This is a genomic window from Pelomonas parva (assembly GCF_043555835.1).
Lineage (GTDB): Bacteria > Pseudomonadota > Gammaproteobacteria > Burkholderiales > Burkholderiaceae_C > Pelomonas > Pelomonas parva.
This window is the reverse complement of record NZ_JBIGHV010000008.1, coordinates 187,877-203,470: the sequence shown is the minus strand read 5'-3', so window position 1 is coordinate 203,470 and position 15,594 is coordinate 187,877. Positions and strand designations below refer to the sequence as shown.

General features: G+C 71.1%; 16 protein-coding genes. 14 read left to right on the top strand and 2 right to left on the bottom strand.

Annotated features, from left to right (window positions below):
* Window positions 1-29 precede the first annotated feature (29 nt).
* The 14 genes from ACG00Y_RS21070 (at window position 30) to ACG00Y_RS21005 (ending at window position 13,987) form a co-directional block, all read left to right on the top strand.
* Entirely contained in the window at window positions 30-1,364 is a 1,335-nt protein-coding gene (locus tag ACG00Y_RS21070) for a hypothetical protein (RefSeq protein ID WP_394482277.1), read from the top strand.
* Between the two features lie 285 nt (window positions 1,365-1,649).
* Window positions 1,650-3,641 (top strand): hypothetical protein, encoded by a 1,992-nt coding sequence (locus ACG00Y_RS21065; protein WP_394482276.1) that lies wholly within the window; start codon window positions 1,650-1,652, stop codon window positions 3,639-3,641.
* Window positions 3,638-4,585 carry a hypothetical protein gene (locus tag ACG00Y_RS21060; protein ID WP_394482274.1) on the top strand — a complete coding sequence of 316 codons (948 nt, stop codon included), beginning with the start codon at window positions 3,638-3,640 and terminating at the stop codon, window positions 4,583-4,585. The genes ACG00Y_RS21065 and ACG00Y_RS21060 overlap by 4 nt, the downstream gene beginning before the upstream one ends.
* Before the next feature lie 2 nt (window positions 4,586-4,587).
* Window positions 4,588-6,090 carry a caspase family protein gene (locus tag ACG00Y_RS21055; protein ID WP_394482272.1) on the top strand — a complete coding sequence of 501 codons (1,503 nt, stop codon included), beginning with the start codon at window positions 4,588-4,590 and terminating at the stop codon, window positions 6,088-6,090.
* Window positions 6,091-6,204: 114 nt separating this feature from the next.
* On the top strand, window positions 6,205-6,807 hold the full coding sequence (locus ACG00Y_RS21050) for a hypothetical protein (protein WP_394482270.1): 603 nt from the start codon (window positions 6,205-6,207) through the stop codon (window positions 6,805-6,807).
* Between the two features lie 17 nt (window positions 6,808-6,824).
* Entirely contained in the window at window positions 6,825-7,580 is a 756-nt protein-coding gene (locus ACG00Y_RS21045) for a hypothetical protein (protein ID WP_394482268.1), read from the top strand.
* 14 nt (window positions 7,581-7,594) lie between these two features.
* Window positions 7,595-8,206: an OmpA family protein gene (locus ACG00Y_RS21040; RefSeq protein ID WP_394482266.1), complete on the top strand. Its 612-nt coding sequence runs from the start codon at window positions 7,595-7,597 to the stop codon at window positions 8,204-8,206.
* Window positions 8,207-8,226: 20 nt separating this feature from the next.
* Window positions 8,227-8,733, top strand: coding sequence for a DUF4384 domain-containing protein (locus ACG00Y_RS21035; protein WP_394482264.1), 507 nt, complete (start codon window positions 8,227-8,229; stop codon window positions 8,731-8,733).
* A complete protein-coding gene (locus ACG00Y_RS21030) occupies window positions 8,730-9,323 on the top strand; it encodes an OmpA family protein (RefSeq protein ID WP_394482263.1) in 594 nt (197 codons plus the stop codon). The genes ACG00Y_RS21035 and ACG00Y_RS21030 overlap by 4 nt, the downstream gene beginning before the upstream one ends.
* A gap of 6 nt (window positions 9,324-9,329) precedes the next feature.
* Window positions 9,330-9,986 carry an RNA polymerase sigma factor gene (locus ACG00Y_RS21025; RefSeq protein ID WP_394482261.1) on the top strand — a complete coding sequence of 219 codons (657 nt, stop codon included), beginning with the start codon at window positions 9,330-9,332 and terminating at the stop codon, window positions 9,984-9,986.
* A 5-nt stretch (window positions 9,987-9,991) separates the two neighbouring features.
* Window positions 9,992-10,660, top strand: a complete 669-nt coding sequence (locus ACG00Y_RS21020) for a hypothetical protein (RefSeq protein WP_394482259.1) — start codon at window positions 9,992-9,994, stop codon at window positions 10,658-10,660.
* A gap of 113 nt (window positions 10,661-10,773) precedes the next feature.
* On the top strand, window positions 10,774-12,204 hold the full coding sequence (locus tag ACG00Y_RS21015) for a DUF4384 domain-containing protein (RefSeq protein ID WP_394482257.1): 1,431 nt from the start codon (window positions 10,774-10,776) through the stop codon (window positions 12,202-12,204).
* Between the two features lie 2 nt (window positions 12,205-12,206).
* Entirely contained in the window at window positions 12,207-13,505 is a 1,299-nt protein-coding gene (locus ACG00Y_RS21010; protein ID WP_394482255.1) for a serpin family protein, read from the top strand.
* Between the two features lie 11 nt (window positions 13,506-13,516).
* The gene (locus tag ACG00Y_RS21005) at window positions 13,517-13,987 is read left to right on the top strand and encodes a hypothetical protein (RefSeq protein ID WP_394482253.1); all 471 of its coding nucleotides are present in this window, start codon (window positions 13,517-13,519) and stop codon (window positions 13,985-13,987) included.
* Between the two features lies 1 nt (window position 13,988).
* Here ACG00Y_RS21005 and ACG00Y_RS21000 read toward each other — a convergent pair whose 3' ends face one another.
* Window positions 13,989-14,603 (bottom strand): protein-methionine-sulfoxide reductase heme-binding subunit MsrQ, encoded by a 615-nt coding sequence (locus ACG00Y_RS21000; protein WP_394482251.1) that lies wholly within the window; start codon window positions 14,601-14,603, stop codon window positions 13,989-13,991.
* Window positions 14,603-15,574: a protein-methionine-sulfoxide reductase catalytic subunit MsrP gene (msrP, locus tag ACG00Y_RS20995; RefSeq protein WP_394482250.1), complete on the bottom strand. Its 972-nt coding sequence runs from the start codon at window positions 15,572-15,574 to the stop codon at window positions 14,603-14,605. Before msrP ends, ACG00Y_RS21000 begins: the two co-directional genes overlap by 1 nt.
* Window positions 15,575-15,594 lie beyond the last annotated feature (20 nt).

Sequence of the window (15,594 nt, the reverse complement as noted above, 5' to 3'; positions counted from 1 at the left end):
CTCGCACCCACAATCCCCCGCACCTCGCCATGGACACCCAGCCGACGATGACCCAACTACCTGCCGATACCCCGGTCGAATGGTTCTCTGAAAGCACCCGCGTCATCGATGGCCGGCCCGATGCCCGCTATGGCTGGGCCGAGTCGCCTGACGGGCCGTGCATCGTCAAGGCGCTCGATCTGCGGCTGGGTCCTTCGGTCGCCAGCCTGCTGGACCATGAGCGCGCCGTGCTCAAGCTGCTGGGCGACCGCGGTGCGCCGGTGCCGCAGCTGGTGCCGACCGAGGCGCCCGGCTGGCTGGCGACGCGCTTCGGCGGCCTGAGCCTGCGCGTGCTGGCGGGCCTGCCGGGTGCGCCGGAGCACCTGAGCTTCGACGAGCGGCTGGCCGTGTGGGTGCACTTCCTGCGCCGGGCCGAAGCCTTCGTCACCGCCGGTGCGCTGCCCATCGACCTGTGGGACGGCAACATCGTGCTGCCGCTGACGCGCGGGGTGGCCGGTCAGGTGATGCCGCAGGACGCCGTGATGATCGACCACGCGCACACCGTCGTCACCGGCATGCACCTGCGCCGGCCGGTCATGATCGGCGCGCACATGGACCGCATCGCGCCGGAGCTGCGCCAGTTCCTGGAAGCCGACCAGGTGCGCTTCGTGCACGCTTTTCGGGAAGCCAACGCCCCCTTCCCGCAGACCACGGCCGCCGTGCAGGACGTGGAAGCGCGCTCGGCGCAGATCTTCGCCGCCTACGACGCCGACCAGCAGGTGCAGCAGGCGCTGGACGACGGCAAGCTGGACATTGCCGCCGCCATGCAATACGCGGCCGCCGTGGCGGTGGAGCGACTGCTGCCGATGGCGCCGCCGGCCGCGCGCCAGCCGCTGTTCGACGTGCTGCGGCGCATGAAGGCCGAGGCGCCGCAGGCGCGCTTCCCGTCGCTCACCGAGGCCTCGGAAGCGCTGCGCCGCGTCATGCCGGCACTGCCGCGCACCGGGCGCCACCAGTACCCGCAGGTGCTGCCCGCCACGCTGAAGCCGCTGCCCGTGCCGGAGACGCCGGTGGATGGGCCGATGCCGGGGGAGGGCACCTTCAGCGCCGACCAGCCGACGCAGCGCACCAGCGGCGCCATCGTCGACTTCATCAACATCGACGAGTTGCCGGCGGCCTCCCCGCCTGCGCCGTCGCCGCTGCCGCCGGCCCAGCCCACGTCCTACGGCAGTGCCTCCACCGTCGATCCGGTCATGAAGCCGCCGGCCGAGCCGGCTGCGGTGCAGGCCGCGCCCGCCACCGGGCTGCCGTGGCGGTGGCTCTACGCTGCCGGGCTCATCGCCGGCGGCCTGCTGGGCCAGTGGGCGGCGACGCGCGGGCTTTAGGACGTTGCCGATGGACTGACGTTTGCTTGGCCACTGCGTCTTGAATTGCAACAACGGTGCAACAGGAGCAGTGAAGTGAAAGAGTCCAGCACGCGGCGCGGCGCCCTCTCGAACGGCCCCAGCCACCTACCTGCCCAACTGGGGGAAGGGAAACCACCCGTCTGGCAGTTGTCATGCCGCGTCGGTAGCATGTTGTTACGGCGAGGCCGTCAAGTCCAGGGAGTTGGCGATGAACGGGATGGGGAGACGCGGCGCGGGCGGCAGGCACGCCGCTGGGGGTGGGGCATGAAGAACCCGTGCACCTCCCGAGGGCGCCCTGGCCCGTCGCTCGGTGCGCATCCGCTGCGTGCCACCGTGTGCGCGGCGCTGCTGTTCACGGCCCCGGCCCTTGCGCAGAACAACAGCGCCGTCGACCTCGTCAAGAGCCTGTTCAACCAGCCGCCCGCCGCCGGGCTGCAGACACAGCCGACGCCCGAGTCGCTCAGGAACGCGGCGCTGCAGGCCCAGGCCGGCCAGGCCGCGCCGGGTGAGCCCATGTCGGCCGACCTGGGGATGCTGTTCGCCAAGGGCACGGTCAATGGCGCCGAGCTGGTGGGCACGCTGCGGGCCATGCAGGAAGAGATGCGCATGCGCAAGGCGGCCAAGGCCGCCGTCTTGCTGGGCGGAGCCCTGGACACGGCGACGACCCAGCTCACGTCCGGCAACTTCAACATCAGCGACACCCTCAAGGAAACGGCCGTCAAGGCGGCCATCGAGCTGGTCAAGCAGTCCGTGGCCAGCGCGGCCAGCAAGGCGCTGGACGACTATCTGCAGTCCATGCTCGACGATCCCGCCGCGCTGGCCGCCGAGACCGTCAAGCTGCCGCCCCCCGCCGGCATGAACGCCACCCAGGCCAAGCGCGTGGTGACGATGGCGGCGCTGGTGGTGGGCGCCAAGGTCACCGGCAAGCTGCTGAAGCGCGCGCAGAAGGACCTGGAAGGCCTGAAGACCGACTTCGGCAAGGTCATCCACCGGCGCGAGGAAGCGGCCAAGCTGCTGTTCGCGGCCATGACCGAGCGCAACAAAGCGCTGGCCGCCAACGACACCAGTGGTGGCGAGAAGTCGGCCGAGCTGGCGGCCAGCCTGTCGCAGGAGGACATGGCCTTCATGGAGCGGGACCTGGGCAAGCTCAAGGTCGGTGACTTCGCCAAGGACATGGCGGCGCAAAACCTGGCACTGAGCTACCTGCAGCGGGTCCAGCCCGAGGCCTTCAAGGCCTACCGCACCGAGACGGATGACGTGGTCCGGCGCACCAAGACCTATCTGCAGACCATGACCGGCATCGTCGCCTTCGGCGCGATGACGGCCAATTTCGTGCAGGCCGTCGGCGAGGCGGCCAAGGAGAAGCAGCAGGGGCTGGGGCCGCTGCTGATGTCTCTGCCGATGATGCTGGACTTCGTCTACGAGGCCGCGCCGCTGGCCAAGGTGGCCGTGGAGACGGCGGCCAAGGGGGTGGAGCTGGGCGCGTCGAGCGAGGAGGGCGGCAACTTCTTCACCCGATTGGTCGGCACCAAGAAGAGCTTCGTCTTCGTCGACGGCGACAAGCCGATGAACATGGCCAGCGCCAAGGACGTCTTCGCCGAGCTGAACAAGCGCGAGGAAACGGCGGGCTTGTTCAAGGGCGCGCTGTTCCGCAGCGATGCGCCGGGCATGCTGCAGCGCATCGGCGAATGCGACCGCCCTGAGGCCGGCCGCATGGTGGACCTGGCCGTGAGCAAGTCGGAGCGCGAGGAGTTCGCCGCCGCCTATTTCAACGACAAGGAGAAGGCCGACGGCTTCACCTTCGTCAATGCGATGGAGTCGCCGGGCACCAGCCTGCAGGAGCAGCAGCTGCCCGCGCAACTGCTGACCTCCGACCATCGCGAGCGCACGACGGCCGATGCCGAACCGCTGTCCAGGGTGCAGCTGCGCGTCAGCGAGAAGTATGGTGAATGGGGCGACAACCAGCTGATGCGGCTGATCTTCGCCAACCGCGAGGGCCAGGCCCGGCACGCGACCCTCTACCTGGGCTCGGTCGCCATCCGCCCGGTGCCCAGCCCCCAGGCCGTGTTCGTCTACGAGACTGCGGCCGAGGCCTGCAAGACGCTGGTCGTGAAGCCGCCACCGCCACCGCCCAAGGCGGCGCCCGTGCCGCCGCCGCCCGACGCCAAGAAGGACGCCAAGGGCAAGAAGCCCGCCAAGCCGGCGCCCAAGGCCGCGCCCGCCAAGGCGCCCGTGAAGAAGGAGGGCAGCAAATGAAGCCGCTGCTGACGAAGGTCTTGCTGGCCTTGGCGATGGTCGCCACGCTGCCGTCCTGCGCGGTGGCGCAGAAGGTCGAGGTGGTGAGCAGTCTGGTGATGCCGCCCAGTGCCGACTACGGCCGCCTGAACAAGCTGCGCACCGAAGGCCGCATGACCAAGGTCTACGTGGACATGCTGCGCACGGCCGACGGGGCGGACAAGGCGCACTTCCCGCCCGAGATGGCGCAGTTGGTGGACATCACGCCGCTGGGCCTGACGCGGCTGTTCACCGACACCATCCTGAAGAGCCGGCGCTTCGAGGTCTACGACCTGCGCTCGACGGTCACCGCCGAGCAGGCCGACGTCATGATCGATGCGCAGATCATTGCCGCCAACCAGGAGTTCAAGCCGCTGGAAGGCGGCGTGCAGGCGGCGCACACCAGCGTGCTGCTGTCGGTGCAGATGAAGGACATTTACACCGGCAAATACCTGCTCGGCACGGCCGTGCAGGTGGAGGGCAGGACGGGCCTGGTCAGCGGCGACCGCGCGGTGCTGATGCCCGGCGAGAGCCCCAGCGACCCCGCCATCCGCAACAAGCTGATGATCGACTACCAGCGCGCGTTGCGCCGTGCTTTCGTGCTGGCCGGGCAGCGCATCGAGGGCATCCTGCGCCCGCAGGGGGTGGTCACGGTCGTGGACGGGAACGACATGGCCTTGATGGGTGGCCAGCAGCATGGCTTCCAGGACGGCGACGAGCTGATCGTCTTCCGTTCCAAGCTCATCACGGTGGGTGACAGCGAGAAGTTCGGCATCACCAAGCCCATCGCGCTGGTGCGCTGCACCGGCGTGGGCACCGAGACCAGCCAGTGCGCCGTCGTGCGCAAGCTGGCGGACGTGCAGCCCAGCGAAACTGACTTCGCCATCATCACCGACGCTTCGCTGCGCAAGACCCGCTGGGAGTAGCGATGAAAACGATCCAAATCCGCAGGCGCCAGACCCTGACCCTGCTGGGCGCCGGCATGGCCTTGCCCGCGCTGCCCGGCCTGGCGGCAATCGGCGGTCCGGTGCGAACCGACCTGCTGACCGTGCTCTACCGCAAGGAGCGCGTGAACGCGCCGTCGCGCCTGGACCCCACCGTCGCGGCGGCCACCCGCGTGCTGGAGGACGCCTTCATCAAGCAGAAGCTCACCGTCGTGCAGCCCGACGCGCGCACCTACCAGCTGCTCGACCAGGGCCCGGCGATGCTGGTCACCTTCGCGCCCGATGCCGGCTTCTCGCTGGTGTTCTCGCTTTACCAGAACGTGCGCCCGCGACCGGGCAGCGACACGGTGATGGCCGAGGTGCGGCTGGAGGCCCGCGTGTTCGTCGGCCGCAGCATCCTGGCCTCGGAAACGGCCGTGGGCCAGATGCTCGCGACGCTGACGCCCGAGACGCGCGAGTTCGGCGAGCGCCGCGCGCAGGAGCAGGCCGCCGAGAAGGCTGCCGCCCAGCTGGCCACCCGCATCGGCACGCGGCTGCGCGGCCTGACGCCGCAGCGCCTGCAGGAGCTGCTCGACGAGCCGCCGCCGCTGGTGGCCGGCGCCACGCCCGTGGTGCTGCCGCCCGAGCCCGCGCCGGCTGCACCCGACCAGCCCATGCCGCCGCCCAGGCGCTGCTTCGCGCTGCTGATCGGCATGTCCGACTACGGTCCTGTGCGCCAGCGCCTGCGGCCGCACCTGGACCCCGGCGACCTGCCCGGCGTCGCCGACGACGTCGCCAACATGGCCAAGGCGCTGCCCGGCATGGGCTTCGACAAGGGCAACATCCGCACGCTCGTCGATGCCCAGGCCACCAGCGGCGCGGTGCGCCAGCAGCTGATGGAGCTGGCCGCCAAGACGCAGGAGGACGACCTGGTGCTGATCGCCATCTCGGCCCATGGCGCGCCCAAGGAGTTCGGCCCGTCCGGCTTCGGCCTGCCCGTGCTGGCGGACTTTGGCGGCCAGGGCGACGCCAACGCGCTGGACTTCTGGCAGCTGCAGAGCATGACCGGCAACCTGCCGGCGCGGCGCATCGTGCTGGTGGTGGACACCTGCCATGCCGGCGGCGTGGCCCGGCTCATGCCCAGCGCGGTGGTGACGGCCCAGGGCGTGGACGTGCGCAGCGGCAATGTCTCGCCCGAGCCCGAGGCGATGGCCCGCGCGGCAAAAGCGAACGCGGCGCTGGCGACCCGCCACTTCGCGGTGCTGGCGGCCTCGCAGCCCGAGGAGCTGTCGCTGGAGGACCCGCCCAACGGCGGCCTGTTCACGTCGCGGCTGCTGCGCGGCCTGGCGGCGTCCAAGGGCCAGCTGTCGCTGGAGCAGGTGTTCCTGGAGCATGTGCAGAAGCAGGTGCTGGAAACCTCCCGGGTGCTGTGCCGCAAGGACGGTGGCTGCAAGGTGCAGACCCCTATGTTCGCCTTCGCGGGGCGCGGCAACATGATCCGGTTGTGAGGTCGCGTGCAATCACCGCGCCCTTGGCCTGACGTTTTTTCGCCGGCCGCGTCCCTGGCACTACCTCAATCCCCCGTCCCGCTCCGGCTGGACCTTTCCGAGAAGGAGCCCCTGATGAACAAGATGAAGCTGAACCAGCGCGCCGCCGTCGCGGCCGCCCTGGCCCTGGCCTGTGGCCTGTCAGCGGCGACCGACCGTGCCAAGGACGTGGTGATCGACCGCGTCAGCTCGCCGGTCGTCAACGCGTCGCCGGCCGCTGCCGGTGATGCGATGAGCGTCAGCGTGCTGCTGGAAGCGCCCGACGGCAGCCTCACGCCCAAGAGCACCGATGTGCTGTTCCGCACCGGCGACCGCTTCCGCATCAAGGTGCTCGGCTCGCGGGACTCGCGCGTGTCGCTGTTCAACACCAACCCGCGTGGCGAACTGGGCAGCGAGCCCGTCTGGCGCGGCGAACTGCGCCAGGGGCAGGAGCTGATCACGCCGCGCCTGGCGCTGACCGGCAACTCCGGCGTCGACCAGCTGCACGTCGTCATGGAGCCGGTGCAGGAGAGCGGCCTCTTCGCCTGGGTCAGCCAGTGGCTGCGCTCGCTGAAGGAGGGCGGCGGCGCGTCCAAGGACATCCGCGTCGATGTGCAGAGCACGCCGACGACCACCTACATCGTCAACGAGGGCGGCCAGGGCCTGGTCACCACCATCAAGATCGCCCACAGCCGCTGAGCGCCGAGGAGACGTCCATGAACAAGATCAAGACCTTCGCGCTCGCCGCCACGCTGTGCTTCGCTGGAGCCGCTAGCGCGCAGGAGAAATCCGTCGCCGTCGAGCACGTGCCCGCCTTCAATGCGTTCAACCACTGGGCCGGCCAGCTTGGCGCGGTGCCGGAGACGCCGGTGGGCAGCGTGCAGTCCGTGCCGCTGACGCTGGCCGGGGCCGCCGCGGGCGACACCTACCAGCCGCTGCCGGTCATCCTCGGCCTGCCGGACCTGCCGCTGGTGGGCCCGGGCGCCAGCGCCGCCGCGCGCAACTGGAGCCAGCAGTTCAACTACCAGGGCCTGATCCTGCGCCAGGTGGTGCTGGACGCCGCCGGCCGCAAGCGCGAGCTGCGCGGCATGGGCGCGCCGCTGCAGCCGGGCGAGCGCTTCAAGGTGCGCGTGACGGCGACCTTCGACGCCGTGGCCGCCGTCGACCAGGTCATCGGTGACCTCTGGTACGGCCGCCGCACCGGCCAGGTCTACCCGCAGGCGGGCCTGTCGGTGCAGATCAAGGCCGGCGAGACCGTCGACCTGCCGCTGGGCGCCAACGAGTATTTCCTGATGAACCGCCCGGCCAACGAGCGCCTGGTCGTGTCGGTGCGCCACGCCAAGGCCAGCCCTGAAGGCCGCAGCGACCAGCCGGCCTACCGCCAGGACGGCCGCATCGGCTCGCTGTACCTGCAACTGGTGCCGCGCGGCAAGTTCCCGGCCATCGAGCAGGCCGTCTCGCAAGCCCAGTGAAGCAGGAGCACATCATGAAGATGCACAGACGCAGCCTGCTCGCGCTGGCTGGCCTCGCCGCAGCCGGCGTGGCCCAGGCCGAAGAAATCCCGCCGCCCGTCGTCGGCGCGCCCAAGATCCTGGAGGCGCTGAACCCCAAGGACGTGGTGCTGGACAACCCCGGCGCGCCCGGCAGCAGCCGACCGCCGCGCCGCGACCCCGCCATCAGCCTGCAGGTGCAGTTCGGCTTCGACTCCGCCGAGCTGATGACCCAGGGCAAGCGCCAACTGGATGAACTGGCCCTGGCACTGAACGACAAGGCCCTGGCCGTGTCCGGCTTCGAGCTGGGCGGCCACACCGACAAGGTGGGCGACGCCGCCTACAACGTGCGCCTCAGCATGGACCGCGCGAATGCCGTGCGTGCCTACCTCATCGACGTGCACGGCATCGGCGCCCAGCGGCTGCAGGCCATCGGCTTCGGCTATGCGCGCCTGGCAGACCCGTCCCGCCCCACGGCCGCCGTGAACCGCCGCGTGGAAGTGCGCCGCGTCAGCGGCATGCGCCCGGCGCCGGCGGCGAACCGCCCGGCCAATGCGCCGACGCCCGTAACGTCGCCGAGCGACCGCTTGGTTCCCACGCCGCGCTGAACGCCTCAGGAGATTTCGACATGAAAACCCGTTCCTTCATCGCCGCCCTCCTGGTCGCCGCCGGCCTGGCCGGCTGCGGCGCCAGCACCCCCACGGCGCCCGACAGCGGCAGCCTGGCGCGCGTCGACACGCTGATGCGCAGCGCCTCCGGCGCCCTGCCCATCGCGCTGAAGCTGTCCAGCGAGCAGATCCGCATGGGCGACACGCTCGGCGCCAGCGTGACGCCGGGCGTTTCCGGCCACGTCTACCTGATCCAGGTCGGCACTGATGGCCGCACGCAGAGCCTGCTCTTCCCCAACGCCATCGACGGCGCCAACTTCGTGCCCGCCGGCAACACGCTGCAGCTGCCGCGCCCGAACTGGCGCATGACCGCTCGCGGCCCGGCCGGCGTGGGTTACTTCGTCGCCGTGCTGAGCGTGCAGCCGCTGGACCTGATGGCCCTGCAGGCCAGCGTGGCGCGCGGCGAGCTGGCCGTGCCCGGCAGCTATGGCGCGGCCATGGCCACGCTGCGCGAGACGGCGCCATGAGGCGGCACCTGCTGGCGCTGGCCCTGCTGGGCTGCACGGCGTTGGCCCAGGCGCAGGAGGCGCCGCTGGCCAACCCCAGCCAGGACGAGCTGCGCGCGCTGCTGGGCGCGCCGCCCAAGGTGGCCACCACGCGCAGCTTCACGCGCACCGCGCCGCCCAGCACCGACGGCGCCTGCGCCGGCGGCGACCCCAGCCCCGCCACGGGTGGCGGCACGCGCAGCCTGGGCGTCGTGCCCTACGGCGGCGCGGGCGCGGCCAACGTCAACCTGGCCATCCAGTTCGCCACCGGCTCAGACGCCATCGCCGCCGCCAGCCAGCAGGTGCTGGACCGCCTGGCCGCCGTGCTGAAGGAGCCCGACATGGCGCAGCGCCGCTTTGCCGTGGCCGGGCACACCGACGCGACGGGCGAGGACCGCATCAACCTGGAGCTGTCCTGCGCGCGGGCCATTGCCGTGCGCAAGCACCTGCTCAAGCGCGGTGTCGCGGCGGAGCGGCTGAGTGCCTATGGCTTTGGCAGCGCCAAGCCGCTGCAGCAGGGCGCGGCCGAGTCGGCCGTCAACCGGCGCGTCGAGATCCGCCGCGCGGAGTGACGCCCCTTGACCACGGCAAGCCCTGACCCCACGGCCGCGCGCCGTTCCACGCTGGCGGACGACGGCATTGCCACGCAGGCCGCCGAGGCGGCCAGGACCGGCGCTGCCGGCCGCGAGCGGGCGGCGGCGCTGCTGCTGCGCCACCGCAGCCGGCGCCTGCAGGGCTTCTTCCGCAACAACAAGGTCGGCGAGGCCGAGGCCGAGGAGCTGACGAGCGAGGTGGTGCTGAACTTCATCACCCAGCCGCCGCAGGACTGCCCGGCCGAGGTCTGGCTGTGGACGCTGGCCCGCAACGAGCTGATCGACTGGGCGCGCAAGCGGGCCGCCCTCAGCCGCGGCGGCAGCGCGCAGGGCGGGCCGCTGGAGCTGGCCTTCGACGCCGACGCCTGGCTGGCCGTGCAGGAGACCGTGGCCGGCGACACCGAGCTGCCGGCCTGGGTGCGCAACTGCGTGCAGCGAGCCGCCGCGCAGTTCGAGAAGGACGAGCCGCTCACCGCCCAGGTGCTGCTGTTCAAGGCCCAGGGCTGGTCGGCCCGCGAGATCGCGGTGTTCTTCGGCGCGCCGCCCGCGCGGGTCAGCAAGGCGGCAGAGGGCGCGGCACGGGACCGCGTCTACCGGGCGTGCCAGCTGGCGCGCGACTATTTTCAGCATTGCAAGGAGTGAGGGCGATGCTCACAGGTTCACAGGACGAGCGCTGGCTCGCCGTGCTGGCCGGCCAGGCCGCCCCCGCCGATGCGGCGGAGCGCCAGGCCGCCGAGTTGAGAGGTTATTTCGAGCAGCGCGTTGCCGCTGTTCCTGCCGCCGATGCGGAGCAGGAAAAGCGCCTGATGAACATGCTGCGTGCCCGTGGCGCGTTCGCTGATGCGGTGCCCGCTCGGCCCACCGGCCTGCTGGCCGCGCTGAGCGCGTGGTGGAACGCCCCGCAAGGCCGCATGGGCTATGGCTACGGGGCGGCGGCGCTGCTCGCCTTCGTGGTGGTGTCGACGCCGCTGTTGCAGCAGCCGCAGGACGAGGGCGGTGGCGACGAGGTGGTGGAGCCACCCCCGCACACGCCCGCGCCGCCGCCCAGGCCCGGCCAGCCCAAGTCGTTGCCGAAGACGCTGCAGGGCGGGGCCGTCGTCGTGGCAGCCGAGCCGGAGCAGGCAGCGCTGCGCCTGCAGCTGGCGTTGTCGGCGCAAGGAGTGTCATCCGCCTTGCAGCGCGACGGCGCGGGCTGGCGCCTGACGGCCGAGCTGCCGGCTGCGGCCCGTGCGGCGCTGGAGCCTGAGTTGCAGGTCCGCAGCCTGGCCTGGCCGGGCGATGGGCGGCTGGACGTGCGCTTCGTCAAACCGCAGTGAACGCTTTTGTGAAGGCGCGCGGCCGAGATCAATGCACTTTCCTGACATCGGCGCCGCCGCTGCGTCCTTGTCCTGCAACAGCCCCTTCGACCCACCTTTTTGAGAAGCAGACGATGAACAAGCCTGAAGCCCTGCCCCTCCCCTTGGCCTTGTCCTCGCGGCTGCGCGCCGCGTTCGCCATCGCCGCCGGCCTGTCGCTCGGCGGCCTGGCGCATGCCGAGAACCATGCGCTCATCATGACCATCGACTACGCGGGCACGAGCGCCCAGCTGCCGCCCACCGGCATCGAGGCCGACGGCCGCCTGGCCAGTCAGATCGCTGAAGGCATGGGCGTGCCGCGCCAGAACATCCGCTGGCTGCGCAACAAGGAGCTGTCCGCGCAGGGCATGGCTCAAGCCATCCAGCAACTGGCGAACGAGCGTGTGCGCGAAGGCGACAAGGTCTTCCTGTTCTATTCGGGCCACGGCGCCCAGGTGGACGGCCGCGACGGCAGCAAGTGCACCGAGGGCCTGGTGTCGGCCGACGTGAAGATCGTTGCCGACAGCTATCTGCAGTCCGTGCTGCAGGCGCTGTCGGCCAAGGCCAGCCAGGTGGTCATGCTGAACGACTCCTGCTTCTCCGGCGGCCACGCCACCAAGAGCCTGACGCGCAGTGCCGACGGCTCCACGCCGAAGTTCGCCGTCGTGCCCAAGGCCGGCTCGGCCAACGACGAGGGCTATCAGTGCGGCAACGCGGTGAATGCCAAGTCGCTGTCGCGCACGCTGGGCGTGGTGGCCTCCGCCAAGTCCGCCCGCATGCTCTACATCGCCGCTGCCGCCGACAACGAAGTGGCCTGGGCCGCCGACAAAGGCAGCGCTGCCACCGTGGCCTGGGCCCGCTGCCTGCAGGACCGCAGCGCCGACCGCGACCGCAACGGCATCATCGACGGCGAGGAACTCAAGCTGTGCTCGCAGGCCGTCGTCAACGGCGGCAAGTCCGGCAAGCAGACCATCACGCTGCTGGGCGAGGGGCGGCTGCCGATGAGTTTCGTGGCGGATGCGTCCGGCGGGGGCGGCGGTGCATCGGGCGGTGCTGCGCCGGTGGCCAACGGCGCGGGCGCGCTGGAGAGCCTGCGCCGCGCGGCCGACCCCACCATCCGCGTCGGCATCCAGGTCAACAACCCGCGCCTCAAGATCAACCAGGACCTGCTGGACTTCTCCGTCTCCGTCGACCGGCCCGGCTACCTGTACCTGCTGCACCTGGGCACCGACGGCAAGTACTACCAGCTCTTCCCCAACGACCGCGACACCAACAACAAGGTGGCCGCGGGCACGCACCGTTTCCCGCGCGAGAGCTGGGCGCTGCAGGCGCACGGACCGGCGGGCAAGAGCTACTTCATGGCCTACCTGTCCAATTCGCCGCGCGACTTCGGCAAGGAGCTGTCCAAGGACGGCGGCTTCGTGACCGGCAGTGCCACGGCCGCCACGGTGCGCAGCCTCGGCGTCGTCGCCATGGACAGCCGCTTTGGCGCCAGCACGGTGGCCGAGATCAGCGAAGTCAACTGACCATGAAGCTGCACCTCCTCCACCTCTGCCTGGCCGCCGCCGGCCTGGCCCATGCCCAGACGCCCCAGGCCGCTTCCGCGCCCAGCAAGGACATCGTCATCGACAGCGCCCCGGCCGACACAGCGGCGCCCGCCGTCGTGCCGCCGCCGCTGTCGCCCTCGCGCGGGCCGGCCGGCGCCGCGCTTGCCGAGCTGGGGCTGGACCTGCTGCGCCAGCCAGGCAGCGAGCCGGCCGGCGCGGTGAACGTGGCGGTCTCGCCCGTGTCGCTGGCCGCCGGCCTGGGCCTGGTGCATGCCGGCAGCGGCCCGCTGGGCGCGCGCGAGCTGGCCGGCCTCGTGGGCAGCCGCACGGCGGGCGAGCGGCTGTTGGCCAGCCACCTGCCGCGCCTGCTGGCGGCGTTGCAGCAGCCGGGCAGCGGCGTGAGCCTGGCCAACCGTGTCTGGATCGCGCGCAGCGCGGGCCGCGCGGTGCCGGCCGCCTACGCCGAGCGGGTGCAGCAGCGCTACCAGGCCGATGCCGCACTGCTGAACTTTGCTGACGCCGAAGCCGCCCGCCGCACCATCAACCGCTGGGCCGCCGACAAGACCGCGCAGCGCATCCCGACGCTGCTGCCGCCCGGCGCGGTGACGCCGGCCAGCCGCATGGTGCTGACCAGCGCGCTGCACTTCAAGAGCCCGTGGCTCAAGCCCTTCGACCCGGCCCGCACGGCCGCCAAGCCCTTCCACACGGCGCCCGGCGCGATCAAGCTGGTGCCGACGATGAGCGACGAGCGTGAGGTCCGCATGGGCCAGGTCGGCCAGCTCACCGTCATGGAGCTGCCCTTCGCCGCGCCCGGCTACGCGGTGCTGCTGGCCATGCCGCCGCAGGGCCGCGACCTGCAGGCCGCGCTGGACGACATCGATGGCAGCGACCTGGCCACCTGGGGCGACCCGCTCAAGCCGCTGACCTGTCGCCTGGAGATGCCCAAGCTGCAGCTCGCGCCCAAGCCGCAGGCGCTCAAGACCACGCTGCAGGCGCTGGGTGTGGAGGCCGTGTTCGGCCCGGGCGCCGACTTCACGCCGCTGCTGGGCCGCGCGGCCAAGGGTGTCTACCTGGACAACGTCTACCAGTCCGTCGCCGTCACGCTGGACGAGCAGGGCGGCGAGGCGGCGGCGGCCACGGCGGCCGTCGGCCTGGCCAAGTCCTTCAGCGCACCGGCGCCGGTGTGCGCCGTCAACCGGCCGTTCGTGTTCGCCATCGTCCACAAGCCGACCGGCGCGCCCTTGTTCGTGGGCCGCATCGTCGACCCGTCCCTGCCTTGAAGGAGCCTGCCATGGCATCCCGTTTCCTCAAGCTCGCGCTCGCCGTGTTCATCGGCGCGGCAGCGGCCTTCCTCGTCACCGGCCTTGCGCGTGGCGAATCGCCCGGTCAGACCTGGTCGCGCTTCGCCGTCTGGGCCGGCGGCGGCTCGGCTGGCAAGCCCGTGCTGACGGCCGGCGTGCTGGTGGGCGGCTCCGAGCACGCGGCCGCAGACGGCCGCATCGGTCTGCCCAGCGGCACGCGCTTCCAGCTGCGCGTGCACAGCAGCCGCGCGGGCGTTGTGCATCTGCACGCCATCAACCCGCAAGGCCAGGCCAGCGACAAGCCGCTGTGGACGGCCGACATCGCCGCCGGCGCCTACCTCGTCACCCCGGTGCTGCGGCTGGAAGGCGCGCAGGGCAAGGAGACTCTCAGCGTGCGGCTGAAGGCGCCCGGCGCAGCGAGCGAGATCGCACGGCAGGACGTGCAGATCTGGCACCAGTGAGCTATCGGCTGCGGCGCAAGGCCTTTGCTACGCGCCACCCCAGCAGCAGGGCGAGCAGGGCGCCGTAGACGGCCGGCTCGGCAAAGTCCTGCTTGCCGGCGCGCATCCAGATGAAGTGCAGCAGCGCGATGACAGCCGCCGCGTAGGCCGCCTTGTGCAGCGCCTGCCAGCGCTTGGCCCCCAGCGCCTTGATCGCCTTGTTGAAGCTGGTGGCCGCCAGCGGCAGCATCAGCGCCCAGGCCGTGAAGCCCATCAAGATAAATGTCCGCTTGGCAATGTCGTTTGCGATGTCGTCCAGGGCGAGCCCCATGTCCAGCCAGCCATAAGCCAGCATGTGCAGGGACGCATAGAAGAACGTGAACACGCCCAGCATGCGGCGGAACCTCGCCACCGCGGCCAGGCCTGTCACCTCGCGCAGCGGTGTGATGGTCAGCGTCAGCCACAGGCCGCGCAACGTCCAGTCGCCCAGATCGCGGATCAGAGCCTCGGCCGGGTTGGCGCCCAGCCGGTTGGAAACCGCCGCGTAGACCAGCCAGGCCAGCGGTGCCAGGCAGAGCAGAAACAGCACCGGCTTGGCGGCGCGGCTCAGCAGCGCGGCCGACAGCGCGCGTTTCATCAGTAGAAGCGTTTCAGGTCCATGCCCGCGTACAGCTGGCCCACCTGCGCCTCATAGCCGTTGAACATCAGCGTCGGCCGCTTCTTGGCGAACAGCCCGTCCTCGCCGATGCGCCGCTCGGTCGCCTGGCTCCAGCGCGGGTGCGGCACGTTGGGGTTCACGTTGGAATAGAAGCCGTACTCCTGCGGCGCGCTCTGCTCCCAGCTGCTGCGCGGCTGCTTCTCCACGAAGCGGATCTTGACGATGCTCTTGGCCGACTTGAAGCCGTACTTCCACGGCAGCACGATGCGCACCGGCGCGCCGTTCTGGTTGGGCAGCACCTCGCCGTACATGCCGAAGGTCAGCAGCGCCAGCGGGTGCATGGCCTCGTCCATGCGCAGCGCCTCCACATAGGGCCAGTCCAGCACGCCCGAGCGCAGGCCCGGCATCTGGGCGCGGTCCGCCAGCGTCGTGAACTCGACGAACTTCGCCTTGCCGGTGGGCTCCGCTCGCTTGATCAGTTCGGATAGCGAATAGCCCACCCAGGGGATCACCATGCTCCAGCCTTCCACGCAGCGCAGCCGGTAGATGCGCTCCTCCTGGGCACTGAGCTTGAGCAGCGCATCGATGTCGTACCGCCCTGGCTTGGCGCACTCGCCTTCCACCACAACCGTCCACGGCCGGGTCTTGAGCGTGTGGGCGCGCTCGGCGGGGTCGGACTTGTCGGTGCCGAACTCGTAGAAGTTGTTGTACGACGCCGCATCGGCATAGGCGGTGGGCTTGTCCAGCACCATGGCGCCGGCAAGGGCTGAGCGCGCGCCCGGCAGCTTGGCCAGCTTGCCGCCGCCAGGCGCGCCGCCTTGGGCCAGGGCCAGTGGGGAGGCGGCGGCCAGGCCCAGGCCGGCCAGGGCGCTGCGGCGGTTGAGGTAGACCGAGCGGGGGGTGATCTCGCTGGGTTGGGGCTCGTGGGGGAAGGGGGTGCGGATCAGCATGGTGGATTTCGCGGTGGCGG

What these genes read in the sequence shown, in the direction of transcription:
- ACG00Y_RS21070 (WP_394482277.1), top strand. Translation starts at nt 30, where the DNA reads ATGGACACCCAGCCGACGATGACCCAACTACCTGCCGATACCCCGGTC.
- ACG00Y_RS21065 (WP_394482276.1), top strand. Translation starts at nt 1,650, where the DNA reads ATGAAGAACCCGTGCACCTCCCGAGGGCGCCCTGGCCCGTCGCTCGGT.
- ACG00Y_RS21060 (WP_394482274.1), top strand. Translation starts at nt 3,638, where the DNA reads ATGAAGCCGCTGCTGACGAAGGTCTTGCTGGCCTTGGCGATGGTCGCC.
- ACG00Y_RS21055 (WP_394482272.1), top strand. Translation starts at nt 4,588, where the DNA reads ATGAAAACGATCCAAATCCGCAGGCGCCAGACCCTGACCCTGCTGGGC.
- ACG00Y_RS21050 (WP_394482270.1), top strand. Translation starts at nt 6,205, where the DNA reads ATGAACAAGATGAAGCTGAACCAGCGCGCCGCCGTCGCGGCCGCCCTG.
- ACG00Y_RS21045 (WP_394482268.1), top strand. Translation starts at nt 6,825, where the DNA reads ATGAACAAGATCAAGACCTTCGCGCTCGCCGCCACGCTGTGCTTCGCT.
- ACG00Y_RS21040 (WP_394482266.1), top strand. Translation starts at nt 7,595, where the DNA reads ATGAAGATGCACAGACGCAGCCTGCTCGCGCTGGCTGGCCTCGCCGCA.
- ACG00Y_RS21035 (WP_394482264.1), top strand. Translation starts at nt 8,227, where the DNA reads ATGAAAACCCGTTCCTTCATCGCCGCCCTCCTGGTCGCCGCCGGCCTG.
- ACG00Y_RS21030 (WP_394482263.1), top strand. Translation starts at nt 8,730, where the DNA reads ATGAGGCGGCACCTGCTGGCGCTGGCCCTGCTGGGCTGCACGGCGTTG.
- ACG00Y_RS21020 (WP_394482259.1), top strand. Translation starts at nt 9,992, where the DNA reads ATGCTCACAGGTTCACAGGACGAGCGCTGGCTCGCCGTGCTGGCCGGC.
- ACG00Y_RS21015 (WP_394482257.1), top strand. Translation starts at nt 10,774, where the DNA reads ATGAACAAGCCTGAAGCCCTGCCCCTCCCCTTGGCCTTGTCCTCGCGG.
- ACG00Y_RS21010 (WP_394482255.1), top strand. Translation starts at nt 12,207, where the DNA reads ATGAAGCTGCACCTCCTCCACCTCTGCCTGGCCGCCGCCGGCCTGGCC.
- ACG00Y_RS21005 (WP_394482253.1), top strand. Translation starts at nt 13,517, where the DNA reads ATGGCATCCCGTTTCCTCAAGCTCGCGCTCGCCGTGTTCATCGGCGCG.
- ACG00Y_RS21000 (WP_394482251.1), bottom strand. Translation starts at nt 14,603, where the DNA reads ATGAAACGCGCGCTGTCGGCCGCGCTGCTGAGCCGCGCCGCCAAGCCG.
- msrP (WP_394482250.1), bottom strand. Translation starts at nt 15,574, where the DNA reads ATGCTGATCCGCACCCCCTTCCCCCACGAGCCCCAACCCAGCGAGATC.